General features: G+C 70.2%; 17 protein-coding genes. 6 read left to right on the top strand and 11 right to left on the bottom strand.

Annotated elements, in window-relative coordinates; genetic code table 11:
• Window positions 1–4: 4 nt before the first annotated feature.
• The 11 genes from KGQ19_RS21090 to KGQ19_RS21045 all read right to left on the bottom strand — a co-directional run bounded on the left by KGQ19_RS21090 (window position 5) and on the right by KGQ19_RS21045 (window position 11594).
• Entirely contained in the window at window positions 5–1195 is a 1191-nt protein-coding gene (locus KGQ19_RS21090; protein WP_212010922.1) for an acyl-CoA dehydrogenase family protein, read from the bottom strand.
• Window positions 1196–1228: 33 nt separating this feature from the next.
• Window positions 1229–2863, bottom strand: coding sequence for a TetR family transcriptional regulator (locus tag KGQ19_RS49800; protein WP_230419074.1), 1635 nt, complete (start codon window positions 2861–2863; stop codon window positions 1229–1231).
• 82 nt (window positions 2864–2945) lie between these two features.
• Complete coding sequence (locus KGQ19_RS21080) at window positions 2946–4589, bottom strand: APC family permease (protein WP_212010921.1); 1644 nt, start codon at window positions 4587–4589, stop codon at window positions 2946–2948.
• Between the two features lie 102 nt (window positions 4590–4691).
• Window positions 4692–6491, bottom strand: coding sequence for a phosphoenolpyruvate--protein phosphotransferase (ptsP, locus tag KGQ19_RS21075; protein ID WP_212010920.1), 1800 nt, complete (start codon window positions 6489–6491; stop codon window positions 4692–4694).
• The gene (locus KGQ19_RS21070) at window positions 6484–6768 is read right to left on the bottom strand and encodes an HPr family phosphocarrier protein (RefSeq protein WP_212010919.1); all 285 of its coding nucleotides are present in this window, start codon (window positions 6766–6768) and stop codon (window positions 6484–6486) included. The genes ptsP and KGQ19_RS21070 overlap by 8 nt, the downstream gene beginning before the upstream one ends.
• A gap of 45 nt (window positions 6769–6813) precedes the next feature.
• A complete protein-coding gene (locus tag KGQ19_RS21065) occupies window positions 6814–7854 on the bottom strand; it encodes a zinc-dependent dehydrogenase (protein ID WP_212010918.1) in 1041 nt (346 codons plus the stop codon).
• Window positions 7851–8312: a PTS mannitol transporter subunit IIA gene (locus KGQ19_RS21060; RefSeq protein ID WP_212010917.1), complete on the bottom strand. Its 462-nt coding sequence runs from the start codon at window positions 8310–8312 to the stop codon at window positions 7851–7853. The genes KGQ19_RS21065 and KGQ19_RS21060 overlap by 4 nt, the downstream gene beginning before the upstream one ends.
• Window positions 8305–8613, bottom strand: coding sequence for a PTS sugar transporter subunit IIBC family protein (locus KGQ19_RS49795; RefSeq protein ID WP_230419073.1), 309 nt, complete (start codon window positions 8611–8613; stop codon window positions 8305–8307). Before KGQ19_RS49795 ends, KGQ19_RS21060 begins: the two co-directional genes overlap by 8 nt.
• On the bottom strand, window positions 8610–9755 hold the full coding sequence (mtlA, locus tag KGQ19_RS21055; protein ID WP_230419071.1) for a mannitol-specific PTS transporter subunit IIC: 1146 nt from the start codon (window positions 9753–9755) through the stop codon (window positions 8610–8612). Before mtlA ends, KGQ19_RS49795 begins: the two co-directional genes overlap by 4 nt.
• Window positions 9756–9849: 94 nt before the next feature.
• A complete protein-coding gene (locus KGQ19_RS21050; RefSeq protein ID WP_212010916.1) occupies window positions 9850–10836 on the bottom strand; it encodes a 1-phosphofructokinase family hexose kinase in 987 nt (328 codons plus the stop codon).
• Entirely contained in the window at window positions 10833–11594 is a 762-nt protein-coding gene (locus KGQ19_RS21045; RefSeq protein WP_212010915.1) for a DeoR/GlpR family DNA-binding transcription regulator, read from the bottom strand. Before KGQ19_RS21045 ends, KGQ19_RS21050 begins: the two co-directional genes overlap by 4 nt.
• A gap of 308 nt (window positions 11595–11902) precedes the next feature.
• On the opposite strand from KGQ19_RS21045, the gene KGQ19_RS21040 reads away from it, so the two are divergent.
• The 6 genes from KGQ19_RS21040 to KGQ19_RS21015 all read left to right on the top strand — a co-directional run bounded on the left by KGQ19_RS21040 (window position 11903) and on the right by KGQ19_RS21015 (window position 20848).
• On the top strand, window positions 11903–14629 hold the full coding sequence (locus KGQ19_RS21040; protein WP_212010914.1) for an alpha-L-rhamnosidase-related protein: 2727 nt from the start codon (window positions 11903–11905) through the stop codon (window positions 14627–14629).
• Between the two features lie 423 nt (window positions 14630–15052).
• Window positions 15053–16579 (top strand): sugar ABC transporter ATP-binding protein, encoded by a 1527-nt coding sequence (locus KGQ19_RS21035; protein WP_212010913.1) that lies wholly within the window; start codon window positions 15053–15055, stop codon window positions 16577–16579.
• Window positions 16576–17646 (top strand): ABC transporter permease, encoded by a 1071-nt coding sequence (locus KGQ19_RS21030; RefSeq protein WP_212010912.1) that lies wholly within the window; start codon window positions 16576–16578, stop codon window positions 17644–17646. Before KGQ19_RS21035 ends, KGQ19_RS21030 begins: the two co-directional genes overlap by 4 nt.
• Window positions 17639–18664: an ABC transporter permease gene (locus KGQ19_RS21025; protein WP_212010911.1), complete on the top strand. Its 1026-nt coding sequence runs from the start codon at window positions 17639–17641 to the stop codon at window positions 18662–18664. Before KGQ19_RS21030 ends, KGQ19_RS21025 begins: the two co-directional genes overlap by 8 nt.
• Complete coding sequence (rhaS, locus tag KGQ19_RS21020; RefSeq protein ID WP_230419070.1) at window positions 18661–19746, top strand: rhamnose ABC transporter substrate-binding protein; 1086 nt, start codon at window positions 18661–18663, stop codon at window positions 19744–19746. The genes KGQ19_RS21025 and rhaS overlap by 4 nt, the downstream gene beginning before the upstream one ends.
• 22 nt (window positions 19747–19768) lie before the next feature.
• The gene (locus KGQ19_RS21015) at window positions 19769–20848 is read left to right on the top strand and encodes a LacI family DNA-binding transcriptional regulator (RefSeq protein ID WP_212010910.1); all 1080 of its coding nucleotides are present in this window, start codon (window positions 19769–19771) and stop codon (window positions 20846–20848) included.
• The last annotated feature ends 664 nt before the right edge of the window (window positions 20849–21512 follow it).

Here is a 21512-nt window from a genome sequence, read left to right as displayed (position 1 = left end):
TCCGCTACAGCGAGCGGGCGATGAGTTCCTTCATGATTTCGTTGGCGCCGCCGTAGATGCGCTGCACCCGGCCGTCGACGAACAGCCGCGCGATCGGGTACTCGAGCATGTAGCCGTAGCCGCCGTGCAGCTGGACACAGCGGTCGATGACCTCGGTCTGACGGTCGGTGATCCAGTACTTGGCCATCGAGGCGGTGGTGGCGTCCAGACCGCCGTCGAGGTGTTTCAGGACGCAGTCGTCGAAGAAGACCCGGGCCACCCGCGCGATGGTGGCGCACTCGGCCAGCTCGAAGCGGGTGTTCTGGAGCTTGAACAGCGGCTTGCCGAAGGCCTCGCGCTGCTTGGTGTAGGCCACGGTGTGGTCGACGGCGGCCTCCAGCATCGCCATCCCGGCCGCCGCGACCAGCAGACGTTCCTGCGGCAGCTGCACCATGAGCTGGACGAAGCCCTGGCCCTCGACGCCGCCGAGCAGGTTCTCGGCCGGGACCCGCAGGCCGTCGAAGAAGAGCTCGGCGGTGTCGGTGCTGTGCTGGCCGACCTTGTTCAGGACCCGGCCGCGCTGGAAGCCGGGGGTGTCGCCGGCGCCGTTGCTGTCGCCATCTCCGTCACCGCCGCTGTCGCCGCCGGCGACCTCGGCGACCAGCAGGGAGACACCGTGCGCACCCTGGGTGGCGTCGGTCTTGGCAGCGATGACGATCAGTCCGGCGGTGTGGCCGTTGGTGATGAAGGTCTTCGCACCGCTGATGACGTACTCGTCGCCGTCGCGGACCGCCTTGGTTTTGATGCTCTGCAAGTCCGACCCGGTCCCGGGCTCAGTCATCGCGATCGCGCCGACCAGGTCCCCGGAAGCCATGCGCGGCAGCCAGCGCCGCTTCTGCTCCTCGGTCGCGTAGGCGTTGATGTAGTGCGCGACGATGCCGGCGTGCACGATGATCGCCATCGCACCCGCGCCGACCCGGATCTGCGCCTCGATGACGGCGACCTCGTGCGCGAACGACCCGCCCCCGCCGCCGTACTCCTCCGGAATCGACTCACACAACAACCCGACCTTGCCAGCGGCCTGCCACATGTCCTTACTGGGGAAGCCCTGCGCCGCGAACTCCTCCTCCCGGGGCAGCGCCTCATGGGTGAAGAACGACGTCGCAAGCTCGCGCAACGCCTCCACATCATCGCTCGCCCAGGGCGACCTACTCATCTACGACTCCCTGCATCCGCCGAGGCCCACAGCCTAACGGCGATTAACATCGCGCGACGGCGAGCCCGGTGTCAAGAGCACCGCCAGCATCAACGCCCGCAACCGCCCGGCCACTCCCGGCCGCTCAAGCAGCCGCCGAGTCCGCACCGCGTCATTGACGACGGCGAAGGCCGCCAGCACCCGGATCCGCACCTCCTCGGCCGACGCACCCGGCCGCACCAAGGTCAGCAGCGCGGCCCAGTGCTCGGTATAGGCGCGCTGGAACCGGCGGGTCTCGGCGCGATCGCGATCGGGAAGGTTGTGGCCTTCGGTGAAGTAGGCGGCGACAAGGTCCCGGGAGGTAAGGACGGTGGTGACGTAACGGGTGGCCAGGTCGGTGAGGGTGGCGAGGGCGGCGGACTGCGAACTGAGTGAGATGGGCACGCTCGCCTCGGCGGCAGCATCACCAGCGGCAAGGCGCTCGACTCCGACAGCCCGCGGGTCGGCTACCGCATCGCTCACAACCCGGCGATCACCAGCAAGATGCTCGGCATTGGCACCATCCGAACCGCGCCCACCACCGGCTGCGGCTTCGCCCTCAGCAAAGCCCTCAGCTCCACCAGCCCGCGCGCCAGCTGCCACATCACCCACAGCGCGGCGATCACCAGCAAGATGCCCACCATCGGCAGCCGCTTCGTTCCCAGCAAGATGCTTGGCACCCGAACCGCCTGAGCCGCCCGCACTCGCCGCAGCCGCACTCGCCGCAGCCGCAGCCTCCGCAGCCCCACTCTCCGCGACATCCCGCCGCAGCCGCTCCCCGATCCGCTCCGTAATCGTCCGCAGCAGCTCCGCCTTGCCCGCGAAGTGGCTGTAAACGCTCGGCCCCGCGATCCCCGCCGCCGCGCCGATCTCGTCCAGCGTGACCTCGTGGTACCCGCGGTCCCGGAAAAGCCGTGCGGCGGCTGCGAGGATCCGTTCCTTCCTGTCCTCACCGATCGGCTCGTGGGGCCAGTTATCTGTCGCTCCGGCCCCGAGCTCGGTCCCCACCACATCCATCGCGATTCCGGCCAGCAGTTCCTCGAAGGCCGCGCGTGGGAGTCGTACCCGATGGTCCGAGATGCTGCCCAGGACGCTCAGTGCCGCCCACGCCATCGACTCGGCGTCCGCCGCTTCCAGCTGCGGGCGCAGGAGGCGCAGCTCGGCGACCGCCGCTTCGCAGGCTCGGGCCATGCGCTGGGCCAGTTCGGCGGCGTCGTGGGGGGTCAGGTGGCGGTATTCGCGGCGCCACATCACGCCGAACTCCGGGTGGCGGATCACGAAGGACGCCAGGTCGCGGTAGGTCATCCGCAGCCGTTGGGCCGGGTCCGTGGTGCCGGCCAGGTCGGCGGCGACCACGCGGTCCATTTCGTCGAAGCCCGCGCGCACCACCTCGGCCAGGATCGCTTGCTTGCCCGGGAAGTGGCGGTAGATCGCCGGGCCCGACAGGCCGGCGGCCGCGGCGATGTCGCCGACAGTCACGTTGTGGTAGCCGTCGCGGGCGAACAGGGCGGCGGCGATAGCCGTCAGCTGCTCGCGGCGGGCGGCGCCGGAGCGCGCGGGCCCGGAACGCGCAGCACCAGGGCGCGCGGCGCCGGTTCGCGGCGCGCCGGCCCGCGGGTTCGGGGTCCCAGTCCCACTCCGGGTCGTCATGCCGACAGCTTGATCCGACGTCGGCCCTGCTGACAAGGCCGAGTGAGCGAGCGCCGAGCCACGGCGGAGCGACCCGTGGCGCTCAGTGGCCGCCGGCGTCGAGTACCGCGACGCCCGCGACGTGCGCCTCGATCCGCTCCACCGGCAGCGCCACCGCCTTGGCCCAGTAGTAGACGACCAGGCTCACCACCGCCACCGCGGCCAGCGAGGTCCACTCCGTGAACCACGGATCCTTCATCGGCCCGAACGCGCTGGTCCGCACGATGATCCCCATCACCACCAGATACGGCAGCAGCCACTGCGCCGAGCGCAGCTCCAGCGGCGGGTGATTGGGGTTCAGATGGAAGATCCGCGAGATCGCCAGCAGCACGTAGCCGATCACGATCGCGATCCCGAGCCGCCAGTCGGTGTCCCAGCCGGCCCACAGGATGATCAGGTTCGCGACGATGAACGCGAACGGCGCCAGCACCGCCCCGGCGGCCAGCCGGTAGGGACGCTCGACGTCCGGCAGCTTCTCGCGGAACACCCCGAAGGCCAGCGGCGCCCCGGCGTACATCAGCACGCTGGCGGAGGTGATGAACGACACCAGCTGCTGCCAGCTCGGGAACGGCAGGAAGCAGATACACGCGGCCACGAACGCGGTGATCATGCCCAGCCACGGCACGCCCCGCTTGGTGAGGTACTCGTACTGCACCGGGATGTAGCCGTTCTTGCTCAGGCCGTAGGTGATGCGCGAGGTGGAGGTGGTGTAGATCAGCCCCGTGCCGCCGGGGGAGATGATCGCGTCGATGTACAGGATGGTCGCCAGCCAGGCCAGCCCGACCAGCGTCGCCAGCCCCGCGAACGGGCCGCTGATGTTCTTGTAGTCCAGGTGCGCCCACCCCGCGGCGAACGTCGCGGCCGGCAGCGCGGCGATGTAGACCACCTGCAGCATGATGTAGATCGCGGCGCCGATCAGGATCGAGAGGATGGTCGCGCGCGGGATGTCCCGCTTGGGGTTGCGCGACTCCCCGGCCAGCTGGATCGCCTGCTCGAAGCCGAGCAGGGCGAAGATGATGCCGGAGGTCGACACCGCGGACATGATGCCGTGGGCGCCGAAGGGCATGAAGCCGCCGCCGGATTCGGCGGTGAAGTTCGAGCCGTGGAAGTTCGTGAACGCCAGCACGAAGATCGTGAACAGCGGCACGCCGATCTTCCACCAGGTCGCGGCGTTGTTGACGGCCGCCAGCTTCTGGATCCCGAGGAAGTTCACGGCGGTGAACACCGCCATCAGCAGGATCGCGACCAGCTCGCCGTAGCCGGTGAGCGTGCCGTCCTTGTGCTGCCAGCTGTCGGCCCAGGTGTAGTGCTGGGCGTAGCCGATCATCGCCTGGACCTCGATCGGCGGCACGGTCACCGCCTGCAGCCAGGTGAACCAGCCGAACGAGGCGCCGGCCGCGCCGCCGAAGGCGTAGTGCGGGTAGCGCGCGGTGCCGCCGGCGACCGGGAACATGCCGCCGAGTTCGGCGTGCACGAACGCCAGCGCGATGATCGCCACCGCCGCGATGCCCCAGCTGATCAGGGCCGCGGGACCGGCGGCGACCAACGCCTTCTGCGCGCTGTAGAGCCAGCCCGAGCCGATGATCGAGCCCTCGGAGGCCCACAGCAGGCCGATCAGGCCGACTTCGCGGCGCAGGTTGGTGGAGTGCGAGTCGGGGGCCCCGGGTGTCGCGTCTAGTACCGCCATAGTGGAGGGTTTGAGCCGAAAGGGTGCTTTTGTAACCTTCCTGCACCCGAACGGGTCCTCCCGGCGGACAGAACCAGCGCGAACAGCCGGAGCCGGATCAGATCAGGACCGCGATGCCAAGGCCCTGGCTTGGGCCGGGTCGAGGGCGTCGCGCGCCTGCTCCGCGAGCTCCCGACACTCCCGCAGCGTCCGCGCGCTCAGCTCGGCGTGCACGGCGGGCACCGCGGCGGCGGCCATCGACAGCGACGTCACCCCCAGCCCGACGAGCACCGCCGCCAGCCGCGGATCGGCCGCCGCCTCGCCGCAGACCCCCACCGGCTTGCCCGCCGCGCGCCCGGCCTCGGCGGCCAGCGCGATCAGCTCCAGCAGCGCCGGCTGCCAGGGGTCGAGCAGATCGGGCAGCCGGCCGTCCTGGCGGTCGGCGGCCATCGTGTACTGGCCGAGGTCGTTGGTGCCGATGGACAGGAAGTCGAGGTGTTCCAGCAGCCGGGCCGCACGCAGCGCCGCCGCCGGGATCTCGACCATGGCGCCGACGTGCTGAAGGCCGTGGGCCCGGGCCCGGGCGGCGAAGTCCGCGGCCTCGGCCGGGGTGGCGACCATCGGCGCCATGACCCAGACCTCGCAGGCCGCGGCCTCGGCCGCCGAGGCGATCGCGGCCAGTTGGTCGTCCAGGACCTCCGGACGCAGCCGGGCGGTCCGCAGGCCTCTGACGCCGAGCGCCGGGTTCTCCTCGTCGGGCAGCGCCAGGAACGGCAGCGGTTTGTCGGCGCCGGCGTCCAGGGTGCGGATGACGACGCGGGCGCCGGGGAAGGCGTTGAAGAGTTCGAGGTAGGCCGCGTGCTGCTCGGCTCGCGAAGGTGAGTCTTTGCGGCCGAGGAACAGGAACTCGGTGCGCAGCAGGCCGGCGCCTTGGGCGCCGGTTCGGACGTCCTTCATGGAGCCGATGTTCAGATAGAGGGATACCGGGTGGCCGTCTTTGGTGTGGCCGGGGCCGAGGTCGGCGAGGTCCACCTGGGTGCGGGCGGCGCGGGTGGCGCGGGCGTGCGGCACGTCGGCGCTGTTCGCGGCGGGCTCGACGCCGACGGTGACGGTCCCGGAGGTGCCGTCGACGGCGACGTTCGTGCCGTCGGCGATCCCGGTCGCGCCGGCGGCGGCCACGATCGCCGGGATGCCGAGGCCGCGCGCCAGGATCGCGGTGTGGCTGGTCGGGCCGCCGCGCTCGGTGACGATGGCGAGGACCTGATCGGGGTTCAGGTTCGCGGTGTCGGCCGGGGCGAGGTCGGCGGCGACCAGGACGAAGGGATGGCCGGGGTCGGGGATTCCGGGGATGGGGCGGCCCAGGACGGCGGCCACGGCGCGGTCGCGGAGGTCCTCGAGGTCCGCGGCCCGTTCGGCGAGGTAACCGCCGCCTTCGCGGAGCAGGTCGGCTTGGGCGTCGAAGGCCTCGGTGAGGGCGTGCGGCGCGTCGGTGCCGGCGGCGACGCGCCGCCGGACGTCGTCGCCGAGCGTCGGGTCCTCGGCGATCATCGCCAGGGCTTCGAGGATCTCCTTCGCCTCGCCGGACAGGCGCTCGGCGCGGGCGGCGAGGTCGGCGGCGAGCTCCGCCACGGCACGTTCGGCTGCGGACCGCTCGGCGGCGGCATCGGCCACCGGCCGGGGCGGCGGGAGGGGCTCCGGGGAGGTCATGCGCACGACCGGACCGATCGCGGTGCCCGCGCTCACGCCGACGCCGCTGAGCACCGAGGTGGCGGCAGTCTGCGGCCCGGCGCCGGGCGCCGCACGGACCTCACCGACCTGACCGACCTCGTCGGCCGTGCCGACCTCACCGACCTGGCCGGCAGGCGCCACGGCCAGCGCCGCCGACTCACCAAGCGCACCGCCCCCGAGCACCCGCTCACTCATCCTCGTCCCCCTCCTCGTCCAGATTCCGAGCGATCAGGTCCGCGAGCGCCGCGACCGCCGCCTCGGCGCCGTCGCCCTCGGCCTCCAGCGTGACCTCCGTGCCCTGTTTCACCCGCGCCGTGAGCACCGCGAGGATGCTGCGGGTATCGATCGCCGGGCGGTCGCCCACGCGGAGCCGCACCGCCGCCGGCTGCTCCTTGGCTGCGTTCACCAGCAGCTTCGCCGGGCGGGCGTGCAGCCCGCTGGTGGATCCGACGACGACGGTGCGCTCAACCATGTCTGTCTCCTCGGTTCAGGGTTCGATGGTGACCTCGACGGCCTCTCAGGGTTCGATGGTGACCTTGATGGCCTCGCCCTTGGCCACGATGTCCAGGCCGTCCAGCACCCGCTCCAGCGGCAGCCGCACGGAGATCAGGTCCTTGACCGGGACTTCGCCGCTGGCGATGAGCTCCAGCGCGCGGGCGTTGTGGGCGGGGCTGGAGCCGTTGGCGCCGACGATCGTCAGCTCGCGGTAGTGGACCAGGTTGGAGTCCAGGGTGATGGTCGGCTTGTCCTTGGGCAGGCCGCCGAAGAAGCTGATGCGGGCACGCGGGGCGGCGATCTGCAGTCCTTGCTCCTGGGCCGGTCCGGCAGCGGTGGCGGTGATCACCACGTCCACGCCGCGGCCGTCGGTGAGCTTGCGGACCTGCTCGATGATGTCGCCGTCCTCGGCGCACACCGTGTCGTCCGGGTGGACCAGGTCGGCGGCCAGCTGGAGCCGGTCGCGGTTGACCTCGATCATGATGATGCGGGCCGCGCCGCGGGAGCGGGCCAGCCGGACGTGCAGGCAGCCGATCGGGCCCGCGCCGAAGACCGCCACCACGTCGCCGGGGCCGACCCCGGCCAGCTCCTGGCCGTTGAGCACGCAGGCCAGCGGTTCGGTGACGGAGGCCTCGTCGGCGCCCACGCCCTCGGGGATGCGGTTCATCCCGTCCACGGCCAGCACGCTCGGCGGCACCACCATGAACTCGGCGAAGCCGCCCTCGTACTGGTAGCCCATCGACTCCTGGTTCAGGCACACGGTCTGGTGCCCGCGCGTGCACTCCTCGCAGGTGCCGTCCGGGATCGCGGCGATCACCTGCACCCGGTCCCCCAGCGCCCACCCCTGGACACCGGCGCCGATCTCGACGATCTCACCGGCGATCTCGTGCCCCATCACCCGGGGCGGGGCGATGCGGAAGTGCCCGGAGCGGAAGATCTTCAGATCGGTCCCGCACATCGAGCAAGCCAGCACCCTGAGTTTCACCTCGCCGGCGGCGGGGGTGGGTTCGGGCACCTCCTCGATCCGGACGTCCCCGGGTCCATGGAACACAGCGGCCTTCATACGTTCTCTGCCTTTCCTTCCGGCTGGAGCAGCCGGATCACTTCGCCAGCGGTCGTTGCCAGGTGGAGCTGTTCGGCCCGGTCGGGGTCCATCAGGACCTCGGCGAGCTCGGCGAGGATGTCCAGGTGCCGGTCGCCGAGGGCGGCGATCGCGACACACAAGGACACTTGCTCGCCCTCGCCCCAGTCGACGGGTTCGGCCAGGACCAGAACGGCCAGCGCGTCGCGCCGGACGTACTTCTTTCCGGCGGCGGTGGAGTGCGGGATCGCCACTCCGGCGCCGATGTGGGTGGAGATCTCGTCCTCGCGCTCGCGCATCGCCGGGACGTAGTCCTCGGTCACGGCGCCGACCGCGACCAGGAGTTCGCCGCACTGCCGGACCGCGTCGTAGCGGTCGGCGGCGTGGACCCCGAACCGGACGGCCTGCTCGGTCAGCAGGCCGTCAGCGGTGTCAGACATCGATGGTGCCGCCTTCCTTCACGGCCTTGACCACCTTGTTCACGGCCGGGTCGCCCAGGAAGATCTGGAACGTCACCACCGGCTTGCCGGGAGCCGCGGCCCGGGCCCGCTCGGCCAGGCTCTGCTGGGTCAGGATCAGGTCGGCGTCGGCCGGGATGGCCGAGACCTGCGCGTGCTCGACGATCACTCCGGTGTTCTTCAGCTGCCGCTTCAAGGTCCCGGCGAGCATCACCGAGGACCCCATGCCCGCGTCGCAGGCCACGATGATCTTCTTGATGTCGGAGACGGGGATGCCGGTCATGCTGTGGCTCCTTCAGGTGAGGACTGGGCCGGGACGGCCGCGCCGTCGCCGGCGTCATCGACGTCGTCGCTTTCCTCGACCTCTTCGGCTTTCTCACCGCGTCCGAACCCGAGCAGGACCGAGGCGACGACGAACGACACGGCCGCGGCCACCACGACTCCGGCCAACACCCCGAAGTAGCTCCCGCGCGGCGTCTCGGTGAGGTAGGCGAAGATCGAGCCCGGCGAGGGCGAGGCCACCAGACCGGCACCGGTGATGGAGAACACCGAGACCCCGGCGAACCCGCCGGCGATCGCGGCCAGGATCAGGCGCGGCTTCATCAGGATGTACGGGAAGTAGATCTCGTGGATGCCGCCGAGGAACTCGATGACGATGGCACCGGGGACCGTGGGCCGCAGCGAGCGCGGGCCGAACAGCAGGTACGCGCACAGGATGCCCAGGCCCGGACCGGGGTTGGACTCCAGCATGAACAGGATCGACTTGTGGTGCGCGGCGCTCTGCGCGACCGCCAGCGGGTCCAGCACACCGTGGTTGATGGCGTTGTTCAGGAACAGCACCTTGGCCGGCTCGATCAGGATGCTGACGAAGGGCAGCAGGTGGTGGTTCAGCACCCAGTTCACGCCGGTGCCGGCCCAGTTGGTGACGTGGTTCACCGCCGGGCCGATCGCCCACTTGCCCAGCACCGCGAACGCGCCGCCGATGATGCCCAGGGAGAAGTTGTCGACCAGCATCTCGAACCCGGCGCGCAGCCGGTCCGCGGTGAGCTTGTCGAACTGCTTGAGCACCCACGCCGCCAACGGGCCGACGATCATCGCGCCCAGGAACATCGGCACCGAGGCCCCGACCACCACACCCATCGTGGCGATCGCGCCGATCACCGCGCCGCGCTGGCCGTGCACGATCCGGCCGCCGGTGTAGCCGATGAGCATCGGCAACAGGTAGGTGATCATCGGCGTGACCAGCTGGCCCAGCGAGTTGGACGGGATCCAGCCGGTGGGGATGAACAAGGCCGTGATCAGGCCCCAGGCGATGAACGCGCCGATGTTCGGCATCACCATCGAGGCCAGGAACGAGCCGAACTTCTGGACTGTGGCTTTCAGTCCGGTGCCGGTGGGAGCCGGCGTATAAGCCATCGAAGACATGTCGTCCTCCTAGGGACGTCAAGGGAGATCGTTGGGTGTGTTCCTCATTTGCTGTGCGTGGCGTGCGGTGGCGATGAAAGCGATGAAAGCGATGTCAGCCGTTGTCTGCGAGGTGGACCGCGCCCACCGGTTTACCTCCCGGGTCGCGGACGACCCGGATTCCTTCCCGGCTCACGTCCGAGGGATCCGGCATCTGACTGCCGGGCAGGCCCACGGCGGCCCGGGCCCAGGCCATGCCCTCGACCAGGGCATCGGGACCGTCGGCGCCGGCGGCCAGGAATCCGGCCAGCAGCGCGTCGCCGGCGCCGACGGTGCTCAGCGGCTCGATCGGGTCGGCGGTGCCGAGCACCGCGCCCGAGGAGTCGACCAGGACCGCGCCGTCGGCGCCGAGACTGGCCAGCACCGCTTTGACGCCGCGGGACAGCAGCTTGTCGGCCGCCTCGACGACGTCGGCGATGCTGTTCAACGGGGTCCCGACGGCCGTGGCCAGCTCCTGCCGGTTCGGCTTGATCAGGTCCGGGCCGGCGTCGAGCGCGGCCAGCAGCGCCGCGCCGCTGGTGTCGACCGCGACCCGGACGCCGTGCTCGGCGAACAGCGCGGTCAGCTCGGCGTAGACGGTGTCCGGGACGCCCGGCGGCAGGCTGCCGGAGAGCACGGCCCAGGCGGCGCGGGTGTGGCCGTGCAGATCAGTACCCTGTGACAGGCACCGGTCCAGCACGGTCTCGGCGAGCAGCGCCACCTCCTGCCCGGTCAGCGCCCCGCCGGGGGCGTTGACCTTCGTGGACCGGCCGTCGGCCTCGACCAGCGTGATGTTCGACCGGGTCCACCCGCCGACCGGGACCTCGGTCACCGGCACCCCGGCCTTGCTCAGCAGCCGCACCAGTTCCTCGCCGTCCGGCCCGGCACACGGGATCACCGCGTGCGAGCCGACATCGAAGGCGCGCAGCACCCGGGTCACGTTCACGCCCTTGCCGCCGGGGTCGATCCGGGCGCCGGTCGCGCGCAGCACTTCGCCCCGGCGCAGCGTCTGGAGCGTGAGCGTGCGGTCCAGGCTCGGGTTGAGGGTCAGGGTGACGATCATGCCCGGACCACCCGCACCCCGGCGCCGCCGAAGTCGGCGGCGGTCTCCTCGTCCAGACCGGTGTCGGTGATGAACAGATCGACGTCGTCCAGCCGGCCGAAGCGGGCCATGCAGTCGTTGCCGACCTTGGTGTGGTCGGCGAGCAGCACGGTGCGCCGGGCCGCGCCGATCATCGCCCGCTTCACCGCCGACTCGGCCAGATCCGGTGTGGTCAGGCCGCGCGCCACCGAGACGCCGTTGGCGGCGATGAAGGCGACGTCCACACACAGCTGGGACAACGGGGCCAGCGCCCATTCGTCCACCGCGGCCAGCGTGCGGCCCCGGATCCGGCCGCCGAGCATCAGGACCGTGAGATTCGGCCGGGCGACCAGCTGCGCGGCCAGCGCCGGGGCGTTCACCACGACGGTCAGTTCCCGGTCGGCCGGCAGGATCGAGGCCAGCCGCCCGGTGGTCGTCCCGGCGTCGATGATGACCGATCCCTCCTCGGGGAGTTCGGCCAGCGCCGCCTTGGCTATCCGTTCCTTCTCCGAGGTCATGCTCTGGTCCCGGACGGCCAGCGCCGGCTCGAAACCGAGCCGTTCGACGGGGATCGCCCCGCCGTGGACCCGGCGCACCAGACCGGCGCGTTCCAGGGCCGTCAGGTCTCTGCGGATGGTCTCCGTGGTCACGGTCAGGTGCTCGGCCAGGACCACGACGTCCACCCGGCCGTCCACGCGTGCCTTGTGCAGGATCGCCTGCTGTCGTTCCTCTGCGTACATGGGCCACCCCAGTGTGCTCGCCGTCGTGCGGTGCGACGGCGATTTGGTTTCCACGCCGTTTCCCTTTGTTCGTGTTGGTTTTACGCCTCACTCTGGGGGCTGTCAAGGCTCCGACCTCGCCGATCACAGGTCCCTGATTCTTTGCCCGCGGACTCTGGCCGCCGGTCGCGGGCGGGAGTAGCATCCCCGGTGAATTCGAGGATTGAATCGATTTAATCTCCAGCAGGACCATCGCACACAGCACACATCGGCGGCTTCCGGCTGCCCCGCTCCCCCTTGCCCAAAAACGTTTCAGGAAAGGGAGAACCGTGAAACACCTACCGATCGCCGTGCTCTCGCTCGGTCTGACCTTCGGTGGTGTCGGTACCGCCGTCGGCGATCCGGCACCGCCCACGCCCACCGCTCACCCGACGTCCGCCAGACACGCCTCATCGAGTAAGCCCTCTGCGTCGGGCAGCCACACCGCGGCGACCAAGCACGCCGCGTCGACGAACCCGTGCGCCGCGGACAACCTGTCCCCCACCTCGCGCACGGTGCGCCCGGTCGCGGTGTACGCGACGAACGGCAACGTCAGCAACGCCTCAGCGCTGTTGACCGGTCAGGACACCCGGCTCACCGGAAACGGTTCCGCCGTGACGCTCGACTTCGGCAAGGACGTCGCCGGCCTGGTCACTGTGGACTTCGCGGACGCCGGCGATTCCTCGCAAAGCATCGGGCTGGCGTTCTCCGAGTCCAGCCTGTTCGTCGGCAACACCAGCGACGCCTCCAGCGGCGGCGGTGCGGACGGCTTCCTGTCCGCGTCCGTTCCGGCCGGCGGCGGTAGCTACACCATGCCGAAGGACAAACTGCGCGGCGGATTCAGGTACCTGACACTCTTCCTGAACTCCGGCGGCTACGCCGATCTCGACGGCGTCTCCCTGGGGTTCTCGGCCGCCCCCGACGCCTCGGACCCGGCCGCGTACCCCGACTACTTCTGCTCCAACGACGACACGCTGAACCGTGTCTGGTACGCCGGCGCCTACACCACCCAGCTGGACACCATCGATCCCACCGAGGGCCGGGTGTGGCCGCCGCCGTCGTCGGGATGGGAGAACAACGGCGTCATCGGCACCGGCACCGAGGTGCTCACCGACGGCGCGAAGCGGGACCGCACCGTGTGGCCCGGCGACATGGGCGTCTCGACGACCACCGCGTACGTGAGCACCGACGACCTGCTCGCCATCCGCAACTCGCTGACCACGATGTACCAGAACCAGAAGTCGACCGGCGAGCTGCCGTACAGCGGGCCCGAGTTCAGTTTCTACGGCTCGGACACGTACCACATGTGGACGCTGATCGGGACGTACTCGTACTATCTCGACACCTCCGACAAGGCCTGGCTGGACGGCATCTGGAGCAAGTACCAGCTCGGGATGAGCTTCATCACCGCCAAGATCGGCGGCGACAACCTGCTGAACGTCACCAACACCAGCGACTGGGCCCGCGGCGACCAGGGCGGGGAGAACATCGAAGCCAATGCCCTGCTTTACCAGGCGCTGATCACCGGCGCGTCGTTGGCGACGGCCGAGGGCGACAGCTCGCTGGCCGCGGCCTACGCGGGCAAGGCCGCGAGCCTGAAGACAGCCGTCAACGCCACGCTGTGGGACTCGGGCACCGGCGCGTACAAGGACAACCCGAGCAGCACGCTCTATCCGCAGGACGGGAACTCACTGGCGGTCTGGTACGGGCTGGCGTCGAGTTCGCAGGCTTCCGCGATCATGGCCCACCTGCGCGGCGACTGGAACAGCCTGGGCGCTCAGGCCCCTGAGTTCAACGACAACATCTCGCCGTTCTCCGGCTCCATGGAGCTCTACGCGCACTTCGCCGCCGGGGACGACGTCAACGCGCTCAACCTGATCCGCGACGAGTGGGGCTACATGCTGGAGTCGCCGATCGGCACCGGAAGCACGTTCTGGGAGGGTTACGGGAACAACGGAACACTCAGCGCGTACTCAAGCAACTTCACCAGCCTGGCCCACGGTTGGTCGACCGGGCCCACCGGCGCGCTGACCACCGACGTGCTGGGCATCTCCCCCACCGCGCCGTCCGGGACCGGGTACCAGGTGGTTCCGCACCCCGGCGACCTGACGCACGTCGAGGGAACCCTGACGGTGGCCGCCGGCAAGCAGATCCACGCCGGCTACGACCACGACACCGCGGGCGACTTCAGCCTGCAGGTGGACTCCTCGACGAACAGCGGCTCCAGCGGCGTCATCGCGGTGCCGACCTGGGGACAGAGCCGGACGGTCACGGTGAACGGACAGACCGCCTGGAACGGGAGCGCGTTCGTCGGGGCGTCCGGCATCACGAGCGCGGACACCGATGGTCAGTACATTTACTTCCGCGGAGTCGCTCCGGGCGCGTACACCGTCGCCTACAGCGCCTCGGCGACCGCCCCGCCGATCGCCTACCGCGGGCTGCCCGGCACGTGGACCCGCTGCGCCGCCGAGAACGGCAGCTGCGCGGTCACCGGGAGCTCGGTGATCGCGTTCGGCGCCGGCGGCCAGTACAACTACCTGGAGACGAGCAACGCCACGGCCTGCTCGGACACGGTGTTCGGCGACCCGGACAGCGGCGTGGCGAAGTGGTGCTACGAGCAGACAGCGCAACCGGCGTCGCCGGGCTGGCAGCAATGCGCGACCGAAAACCAGAACTGCGCCTACAGCGACCTGATGACGGTCGCCTACGGCGCCAACGGCACCTACAAGTTCGCCACCCTGGGCAGCGGCGGCACCGCCTGCGACGACGCGGTCTTCGGCGACCCGACGCCCAACGTCACCAAGGCCTGCTACCTACTCGGACCACCGCCGACCTTCGCGACATGGACGGCATGCGCCGCCGAGAACGGGAACTGCACGTTCTCCGGCACGCACGAGGTCGCCTTCGGCGTGGACGGCAAGTACCACTTCGGGAGCTTCAGCGGCAGCACGCCCTGCACGGACACGGTATTCGGCGACCCGGCGTTCGACTCGGCGAAGGGTTGCTATGTGGAGTAGCGCGAAGTGATGGGGCCCCGCCGGCCGGCCTGGTGCGCCAGGCCGGCCGGCGACTCACGCCGCACGAGATGAATCGATTCATTCCGAGTGACGCTACCGAGGCATTCGAACCCCGTCAAGGCCTCGAAAATCGCCATTCCCGGCGGTCTTCTAAAATCGATTCACATTCGATCATCGCAGGATCCTGCAAGATCTTCCCAGCGATCTCAAGACCCTCCTATTCGCCGAGTTCGGCACAGAATCGCTGATCAGGGGCGAGTTTCGGCGCGTGCCCGACACCGGAATCCGTTCCCTGACCCTCGCACGGCGCTCCGCGACCCTTGACGCACCCCACCCCCGGAGCTAACCTCGCGGCAATTTCATTGAAACAATTCACTCGTCGCCTCCGCTGGTGCGGACCGGCCGACCTTGGAGTGGCGTCTCATGAATGAGCCCGGTCCGGACCTCGCTGTTCCGGTTCTCGCGTTGGAGGGGGTGAGTAAGTCCTTCGGCGCTGTTCGTGCCCTGCGTTCGGTGTCGCTGTCGCTGTACGCCGGCGAGGCGCACGCCCTGGCCGGGGAGAACGGGGCCGGGAAGTCGACCTTGATCAAGGTGTTGGCCGGGGTGCACCGGCCGGATGAGGGTGCCGTCCTGCTGGACGGCTCGGTGGTGGAGTTCGGGGGGCCGGCCGCGGCCAGGGACGCCGGGGTGGCGGTCATCTATCAGGAGCCGACGTTGTTCCCCGATTTGAGCGTGGCGGAGAACATCTTCATGGGGCGCCAGCCCCGGCGGTCGTTCGGGCGGGTCGATCATCGGGCGGTGCGCGAGGCCGTGGCCGCTCTGTTCAGGCGGCTCGGCGTGGCGATGGATCCGGAGCGGCCGGCGCGGGGGTTGTCGATCGCCGACCAACAGTTGGTGGAGATCGCCAAGGCGCTGTCATTCGACGCGCGAGTGCTGATCATGGACGAGCCGACCGCGGCGCTGACCGGGAGCGAGGTGGCGCGGCTGTTCGCCGTGGTGCGGGCCTTGCGGGAGCAGGGCGCCGCGGTGCTGTTCATCTCGCACCGGCTCTCGGAGGTGTTCGAGCTCTGTCAGCGGGTCACCACCCTGCGGGACGGCGCGCTGGTCGCCGCCGAGCCGCTGGCCGGGCTGACTGAGGCCGATCTGGTGCGGCGGATGGTCGGGCGGACGTTGGACTCGCTCTACCCCAAGCAGGAGACCGAGGTCGGAGCAGTCGCGCTGGATGTCAGCAGGCTGACCCGCGAAGGGGTCTTCACCGACGTCTCGTTCCAGGTGCGCTCCGGGGAGATCGTGGGTCTGGCCGGGCTGGTCGGCGCCGGGCGCAGCGAGGTGGCCCGCGCCGTGTTCGGCATCGACCGCTTCGACGCCGGGCAGGTCGCGGTCGGCGGGCGCCGGCTGCGGCCGGGCTCGCCGAGCCTGGCGATGGCCGCCGGGCTGGCGCTGGTCCCGGAGGACCGGCGGGCGCAGGGGCTGATCATGCAGATGAGCGTCGAGCGCAATATCGGCCTGGCGGATCTGAAGGCGGCCACCACCGCCGGGTTCGTGAGCCGGCGCACCGAGCGGGATCGGGCGGTGGATTGGGCGGCCAAGCTCCAGGTGAAGTACGCGCGCCTGTCCGATCTGGTCGGCACCCTGTCCGGCGGCAACCAGCAGAAGGTGGTGCTGGCCAAGTGGCTGGCCACCGGGCCGCGGGTGCTGATCGTGGACGAGCCGACCCGGGGTATCGACGTCGGCACCAAGGCCGAGGTGCACCGGCTGCTCTCGCAGCTGGCGGCGGACGGTGTCGCGGTGCTGATGATCTCCTCGGATCTGCCGGAGATCCTGGGCATGGCCGACCGGGTGCTGGTGATGCGTGAGGGCCGGATCGCCGCGGAGATCAGCCGGGCGGACGCCACCGAGCAGACCGTGGTGGCCGCGGCGACCGGGGCCACCGCCGGGAGCGCCAGATGACGGCCCCGACCACTGCTGCCGCCGGGCAGCAGCCGCAGCCTCAGCCGCCGCTCGCCGCCGGGTCGGCGCGCGGCCTGCTGGACCGGGTGCTGCGCATGCGCGAGCTGGCGATCCTGGTGGTGCTGGCCGTGATGCTGGTCGCCACCCAGATCGACAACACCTCGTTCCTGTCCGAGCAGGGCATCAAGGACCTGCTGCTGAACGCGACGATCCTGGTGCTGGTCGCGGTCGGCGAGGCGGTCGTGGTGATCACCGGCAATGTCGACCTGTCGGTCGGCTCCGTGCTGGGTGTCACAGCCTTCGCCGCGGGCGATCTCCTTAAGCACGGCGGGAATCCGGTCTTGTCTGTAGCTCTGGCCGTAGTGCTGGGCGCGGCCCTGGGAGCCTTCAACGGCGTGCTGGTCGGCGTCGGTCAGGTGCCCTCGCTGGTGGTCACGCTCGGCACGCTCTACATCATCCGGGCCCTGGACTCGATCTGGGTCGGCTCCCGCGAGATCACCGCGAGCCTGCTGCCGAGCGGTTACAAGACCTTCGGCCACGACGGCGTGTCGGCGGTCCCGTATCTGGCGTTGGTGGCGGCCGTGGTGCTGATCGCGGTCGGCTACTTCCTGCGCGACTACCGCAGCGGCCGGGAGTGCTACGCCCTCGGCTCGCACGCGCAGGCCGCGGCACTGGCCGGGGTGCCGGTGCGACGGCGGGTGCTGGCGGCGTTCGTGCTGTGCGGCGCGCTCGCCGGGCTGGCCGGGGCGCTGTATCTGGCCCGGTTCAGCTACGCCGACGCCGGGACCGGCAACGGTTACGAGCTCACGGTGGTCTCGGCCGTGGTGGTCGGCGGCGTGGGCTTCACCGGGGGTTCGGGCAGCGTCCACGGCGCGGCGCTGGGCGCGCTGCTGCTGACCTCCATCAACAGCGTCCTGCCCGCGATCGGCGTCAGCTCGGTGTGGGTCGAGGCGATCGACGGGATCCTGCTGCTCCTGGCCATCTCGGTGGACCGGGTGATGGCGCTGCGGATCGCCGGGCTGCTACGCAGCCGGGCCCGACAGGCGAGGACCGGCACGAATGGCTGACATCGCGGAAACCGCGGACCAGAGCAGGGACCTGCGCCGCCGACCCCTGAACGGCGCCCTGCGCTGGGACACCGTCGTCGGCGCTTTGCTGGTCGTCCTGCTCCTCATCTCCTTCAGCACGGTCAACGGCTTCGGCAACGCCCTGAACCTCAGCTTCCTGATCGGCAACACCCTGCCGGTCGCGGCGATCGCGCTGCCGATGACGATGCTGGTCGCGGGCGGCGAGATCGACCTGTCGGTGGGTTCGACGGTCGGGCTGTCCGGGGCCGTGATGGGCGCGCTGTGGAACCACGGCATGAACATCAACGAGATCATCGTGATCTGCGCCGTGCTCGGGGTGGCCTGCGGCCTGGTCAACGCGCTGCTGGTGACCAAGCTCGGGCTGCCCTCGCTGGCGGTGACGATCGGCACGATGGCGCTGTACCGGGGCCTGGCGCAGGTCGTGCTCGGGTCGAACTCGGTCACCGACTTCCCGCAGAACTACCTGGACTTCGGCTCGGGCCGGCTGGGCGGCTCGTTCCTGCCGACCGCCGCGCTGCCGTGGCTGGTCCTGGCCGCGGCGGCGGTCGTGGTGCTGCACGCCACCGGCTTCGGCCGCTCGGTGTTCGCCGTCGGTGCCTCGGCCGAGGCGGCGTGGTTCGCCGGGGTGCGGGTCAAGCGGGTCAAGCTGTCGCTGTTCGTGGCGACCGGGCTGGTCTCGGCGCTGACCGGCGTGTTCTGGGTGCTGCACTACGCCAGCGCCACCTACAACAACGCCACCGGGCTGGAGCTGTCGGTCGTGGCCGCGGTACTGCTCGGCGGCGTGGACTTCGACGGCGGGCGGGGCACGCTCGGCGGCGCGATCGCCGGGGTGTTCCTGCTCGGCACGCTGCAGAACGTGATGAGCCTGGCCAACGTCTCGGCACAGTCCCAGACGGTGGTGACCGGCGTGTTGCTGACCGTCTCCGTACTCGGGCCGCGGGTGGCCCGGCAGGTTTTCGCCGCCTCGATCTATCAACCGACAAGGGGAAAGCTATGAGCAGAACATCCGGCGCCGTCGCCGCCCTGGCCGCCACCGGCCTGCTGGCGCTGAGCCTGAGCGCGTGCGGCGGCGCCACGAAGAGCTCCACCGACAAGGCGGCCTCCAGCGCCCCGGCCGCGGTGCAGAGCGGGTCGGCGAACCCGAACGCCGCGACGAAGAAGGGGTTGGCGGTCGCGTTCCTGCCCAAGCAGGTCAACAACCCGTACTTCAACATCTCCGACGCCGGCGGCAACACCGCGCTGAGCGCGCTCGGCGAGAGCTACAAGGAGGTCGGGACCACCAGTGCCACCGACACCGCCGGGCAGGTGTCCTACGTCAACACCCTGACGCAGCAGCACGTGTCCGCGATCGCCGTCTCCGCGCAGGATCCCGGGGCGCTGTGTACCGCGCTGAAGCAGGCGATGAGCGCGGGGATCAAGGTGGTCACGTACGACTCGGACACCGACCCCGGCTGCCGGCAGGTGTTCGTGTCCCAGGCCAGCGCCGAGGATCTGGGCCGCAGTGAGGTGGATCTGCTGGGCAAGGAGCTGAACTACACCGGTCAGATCGCGGTGCTGTCGGCGGCACAGACCGCGACCAACCAGAACGCGTGGATCGGCTACATGCAGGACGAGCTGAAGAAGCCGCAGTTCGCGAACATGAAGCTGGTCAAGATCGCGTACGGCAACGACGATCCGCAAATGTCGTTCCAGCAGACGCAGGGACTGTTGCAGCAGTACCCGGACCTGAAGGGGATCATCTCCCCCACCACGGTCGGCATCAAGGCGGCCGCGCAGTACCTGGACGGCTCGCAGTACAAGGGCAAGGTGCTGCTGACCGGTCTGGGAACGCCGAACGACATGCGGTCCTATGTGCAGGACGGCACGGTGAAGGCCTTCGAGCTGTGGGACCCGGGCAAACTGGGCCAGCTGGCCGCCTACACCGCGGTCGCCTTGGCCTCCGGCCAGATCACCGGCGCTCAGGGGCAGGCGTTCACCGCCGGGTCGATGGGCAGCTTCACGATCGGGGCGCAGGGGGTGGTCACGCTCGGCGCGCCGACCGTGTTCGACTCCTCGAACATCAGCCAGTACAACTTCTAGCCGGTCCGCCGGGCCGGACAGCATGATCGTCATCAAGGACGTGGCACGGCGCGCCGGCGTGTCCGTGGGCACCGTCTCCAACGTCATCAACAGCCCCGAACGGGTCGGCGAGGACACCCGGCGGCGGGTCGAGGCGGCCATCGCCGAGCTGGGGTACGTCCGCAACGTGCACGCCCGGCAGCTACGGGTCGGCCACAGCCGCATCCTGGGGCTGCTGGTGCTGGACATGGGCAACCCGTTCTTCGTGGACGTGGCCCGCGCCGCCGAGCGGACCGCGCACCGGGCCGGGCTCGGGGTGATGGTGTGCACGAGCAACCAGAGCGCGAGCGAGGAGGAGGAGTACCTCGCCCTGTTCGCCGAGCAGCGGGTACGCGGCGTGCTGCTGACACCGGCCGACGGCAGCGGCCGCACCGTCGAGGCCTTCCGCCGCCACGGAATCCCCTTCGTACTCGTCGACCGGGTCGGCGCCGGCGGCGCAGGCTGCTCGGTGTCGGTCGACGACGTAGCCGGCGGCACCCTGGCGGTCCGGCACCTGACCGCAGCCGGGCACCGACGGATCGCCTACGTGAGCGGCCCACCCCACCTGCAACAGATCCGCGACCGCCGCGCCGGTGCACTGGCGGCGCTGGCCGAGGCCGGAATCGGCGACGAGGCACTGATCGAGCTACCGACCGAGACCCTGGACGTGGCAGCCGGGCGCGACGCAGCCAGCCGACTGCTGGGGCTGCCGCAACGCCCGACCGCGGTGTTCTGCGCGAACGACCTGATCGCGCTGGGCGTACTGCAGACACTGTTCGCAGCCGGAGTCGGCGTGCCACGGGACATGGCGATCGTCGGCTACGACGACATCGAGTTCGCCGCCGCGGCCGCAGTCCCGCTGACCTCGGTGCGGCAGCCGGCGGCCGCGATGGGGCGGCTCGCGGCCGAGCTGTTGCTGGCGGAGCTGGAGATGGAGGAGCTGGAATTGGAGGAGCTGGAATTGGAGTCGGCTGGCGAGGGCGGCGGCGGGGCCCACGAGCACCGGCAGGTGGTGTTGCAGCCGGAGTTGGTGGTGCGGCGGTCTTCGCTGGTGCGGCGCGGCGTTAGCGGCGGTCTGTTGTGATCAGTGCCGTGCCGTGCCATGCCGTATCAGGCAACGTTTACTCTGGTGATGATTTGGCGTAGAGCTGGCGTAGATATGGCGTCGGCGGAAGTCGTCGGCGTGGCGGTTTCGCCAGATGATGTAGTGGCGGGTCATGCTGCCCTGCCCTGCTCCCGGGGCTGGGGTTTGCGGGGGCGGTTGCGGTTAGTCTGTGGCTTTCAAAGCTTTTTACGGCCTTCGGTCATAGTTGTGCCGGTTCGGGGTTCGAGTCGGTGGGTGTGTTTGTCGGCTGCCGGTTCGCGTGTTCACAACCCCGGCGCACCTCAGGCCTCTTCAACTCCAGCAAGTCGAAGCAAGGGCACAGGCCAGATCAAGAGCAAGATCAACAGCAAGATCAACGGCACAGGCAAGATCAAGAGCTGAAGGTCAAGGTCAAGGGCTGTGGTGAAGGCCCGGGCCTCCGGCGGGCCTCGGCAACCTCAGGGAAACTAGCGCGGTTCCCTCGGGTGGCTGGGTGAGTCTCAGCGGCGGCGGTTTGTGGGGTGGTTGCGGTCCGTTCCCCTCGGTCGCGTCGTCAGCCCGGGGGGTACAGCACCGGTGTCCGGGGGTCAAGTCCGCGCACCTGCGGTCGGGCGGGCAGGCGGCGGCCGTGTACAGCGCGAACTGGACCCCCGGCCACCGGCAC

This window comes from Catenulispora pinistramenti, from assembly GCF_018274385.1.
Lineage (GTDB): Bacteria > Actinomycetota > Actinomycetes > Streptomycetales > Catenulisporaceae > Catenulispora > Catenulispora pinistramenti.
This window is presented reverse-complemented; position numbering and strand designations above follow the sequence as displayed.

Bases quoted from the DNA above. Each gene is read 5' to 3' on its own strand.
- KGQ19_RS21090 (WP_212010922.1), bottom strand. From the start codon at position 1,195: ATGAGTAGGTCGCCCTGGGCGAGCGATGATGTGGAGGCGTTGCGCGAG.
- KGQ19_RS49800 (WP_230419074.1), bottom strand. From the start codon at position 2,863: ATGACGACCCGGAGTGGGACTGGGACCCCGAACCCGCGGGCCGGCGCG.
- KGQ19_RS21080 (WP_212010921.1), bottom strand. From the start codon at position 4,589: ATGGCGGTACTAGACGCGACACCCGGGGCCCCCGACTCGCACTCCACC.
- ptsP (WP_212010920.1), bottom strand. From the start codon at position 6,491: ATGAGTGAGCGGGTGCTCGGGGGCGGTGCGCTTGGTGAGTCGGCGGCG.
- KGQ19_RS21070 (WP_212010919.1), bottom strand. From the start codon at position 6,768: ATGGTTGAGCGCACCGTCGTCGTCGGATCCACCAGCGGGCTGCACGCC.
- KGQ19_RS21065 (WP_212010918.1), bottom strand. From the start codon at position 7,854: ATGAAGGCCGCTGTGTTCCATGGACCCGGGGACGTCCGGATCGAGGAG.
- KGQ19_RS21060 (WP_212010917.1), bottom strand. From the start codon at position 8,312: ATGTCTGACACCGCTGACGGCCTGCTGACCGAGCAGGCCGTCCGGTTC.
- KGQ19_RS49795 (WP_230419073.1), bottom strand. From the start codon at position 8,613: ATGACCGGCATCCCCGTCTCCGACATCAAGAAGATCATCGTGGCCTGC.
- mtlA (WP_230419071.1), bottom strand. From the start codon at position 9,755: ATGTCTTCGATGGCTTATACGCCGGCTCCCACCGGCACCGGACTGAAA.
- KGQ19_RS21050 (WP_212010916.1), bottom strand. From the start codon at position 10,836: ATGATCGTCACCCTGACCCTCAACCCGAGCCTGGACCGCACGCTCACG.
- KGQ19_RS21045 (WP_212010915.1), bottom strand. From the start codon at position 11,594: ATGTACGCAGAGGAACGACAGCAGGCGATCCTGCACAAGGCACGCGTG.
- KGQ19_RS21035 (WP_212010913.1), top strand. From the start codon at position 15,053: ATGAATGAGCCCGGTCCGGACCTCGCTGTTCCGGTTCTCGCGTTGGAG.
- KGQ19_RS21030 (WP_212010912.1), top strand. From the start codon at position 16,576: ATGACGGCCCCGACCACTGCTGCCGCCGGGCAGCAGCCGCAGCCTCAG.
- KGQ19_RS21025 (WP_212010911.1), top strand. From the start codon at position 17,639: ATGGCTGACATCGCGGAAACCGCGGACCAGAGCAGGGACCTGCGCCGC.
- rhaS (WP_230419070.1), top strand. From the start codon at position 18,661: ATGAGCAGAACATCCGGCGCCGTCGCCGCCCTGGCCGCCACCGGCCTG.
- KGQ19_RS21015 (WP_212010910.1), top strand. From the start codon at position 19,769: ATGATCGTCATCAAGGACGTGGCACGGCGCGCCGGCGTGTCCGTGGGC.